The sequence below is a fragment of the Acetobacter lambici genome, assembly GCF_011516885.1.
GTDB lineage: Bacteria > Pseudomonadota > Alphaproteobacteria > Acetobacterales > Acetobacteraceae > Acetobacter > Acetobacter lambici.
The window spans coordinates 1-514 of the sequence record NZ_WOTD01000190.1 but is presented as its reverse complement, the minus strand read 5'-3'; the positions used below and the strand labels follow the sequence as shown (position 1 = coordinate 514).

The 514-nt window shown below is 57.4% G+C and carries 1 pseudogene; it reads right to left on the bottom strand.

The window, feature by feature from the left end:
- Positions 1-104: 104 nt before the first annotated feature.
- A pseudogene (locus GOB86_RS15815) lies at positions 105-395 on the bottom strand (DUF2840 domain-containing protein); the annotation flags it as partial.
- Between the last annotated feature and the right edge of the window lie 119 nt (positions 396-514).

Genomic DNA, 514 nt, shown 5'->3' with positions numbered 1-514 from the left:
CCGCCGCCAGAAGCAGAATATCGTCAATATTCCAGATCGGGCTCCTGTGGGATGACTGAATTCTACAAAATGACCCGAAATTGCCTCAAGTGTGAGAAATCCGCGTCGATGGCCTCCAGCACGCGCCGCACCTTGGGCCATCCACTCTGCCGCAGCAGGCTCTCGGCACCGGGACGTACAAAGGGCACGGTCTGGCAGGCTTCCCGAGCGTCCACGGCCCGCACGATGTCGATGCAGGACACCACGGTGCCGAAATCGTTGGCAGCCCAGCGGATGAAGGCGAACACGCTGTCCGGCGTGAAGCTCATCAGCCTGCGCCGACGGTCGAGAATGCGATCCTCGACAGGGTGCCCAAACCGGATCCAGTGCTCGATACGCTTCTCGATCCACGTCAGTTCAACTGTGAATTGCCCCGGGTTTTATGGAGACGTTTTTTATCTGATTTAAGCGGCTAATGCATGTGATTTCTGTTGCGCATAAAAGCGAGCCTCAGCTTCTGCTGGCGGGATGTTTC